This window comes from Phaeobacter sp. HF9A, from assembly GCF_011806385.1.
GTDB lineage: Bacteria > Pseudomonadota > Alphaproteobacteria > Rhodobacterales > Rhodobacteraceae > Epibacterium.
Map to the genome: position 1 here is coordinate 1 of NZ_JAATOX010000248.1, position 1,103 is coordinate 1,103.

A 1,103-nucleotide genomic window follows, 5' to 3' on the forward strand; every position below is an offset into this window, starting at 1 on the left:
ATGTTTGGGCGCTCGTTGTTGTAGGACCAGAGCCACTCGGTGGCAATCTGCTGCACTTGGTCGATGGTTTCGAAGATGTGGAGGTCCAGCCATTCGTGCCGGACCGTCCGGTTGTAGCGCTCGACGTAGGCGTTCTGCTGCGGTTTTCCGGGCTGGATGTGGGCCAAGGCGATGCTCTTTTTCTCAGCCCATTCCATGAGGGTGCCGCTGATGTATTCCGGGCCGTTGTCGACTCGAATGGTTCGAGGCGCACCACGCCATTCAATGATCTGGTTCAGCGCCCTCACGACCCGTTCCGCGGGTAGCGAGAAGTCGACTTCGATCCCTAGGCCTTCACGGTTGAAGTCGTCCAGAACGTTCAGCAGGCGGAACTGGCGACCGTCCCCAAGGCGATCAGCCATGAAGTCCATGGACCAGACCTCATTCGCCGCTTCTGGAACCGTCAGCGCCTCGGGCTTTTCTCGCTTCAACCGCTTGCGCGGCTTGATCCGCAGGTTCAGCTCCAACTCGCGGTAAATCCGGTACACGCGCTTGTGGTTCCAGCCATGGCCCTGGACATTGCGCAGGTACAGGAAGCACAGGCCGAAGCCCCAGGTCTTCTTCGCCTTCGTCAGCCCAAGCAGCAGGTCGGCGATCTGCTCGTTCTCATCGTCCAGCTTCGGGCTGTATCGGTAGCAGGTCTCGCTGACATCAAATGCCCGGCACGCCAGCGCGATGCTGACGCCTTTCATCGCCACCGCTTTCACGGCCAACTCTCGGCGTTGAGCTGGCCGTATCATTTTTTTCCGAGCGCCTCCTTCAGGAGGTCGTTCTGCATGCTGACATCGGCGTACATGCGCTTCAGGCGCCGGTTCTCCTCCGCCATAGCCTTCATCTCACTGATGAGGCTGGCGTCCATCCCGCCATACTTGGCCCGCCACTTGTAAAGCGTGGCGCTGCTCATGCCATGTTCGCGGCACAGCTCGGCAGCAGGCACACCGCCCTCCATCTGCCGCAGCACGCCCATGATTTGGGCTTCGGTGAAACGTGTCTTCTTCATCGGAATCTCCTCGTTCATCCTGCCGAGAAAATTCTACTTCCGCATCCCCTTAAGATCGGGGGGG

1 protein-coding gene is annotated in these 1,103 nt (G+C 59.7%); it reads right to left on the reverse strand.

Annotation, left to right across the window (positions count from 1 at the left end; all coding sequences use genetic code 11):
* Positions 1-1,039, reverse strand: a protein-coding gene (locus HCZ87_RS20725; protein WP_167647014.1) for an IS3 family transposase whose coding sequence is annotated in 2 segments (ribosomal slippage) — positions 1-778 and positions 778-1,039 — 1,040 coding nt annotated over the 2 segments. Because the reading frame shifts where the segments join, the coding sequence is not laid out codon by codon here. This gene is flagged as partial in the annotation.
* Positions 1,040-1,103: the final 64 nt, after the last annotated feature.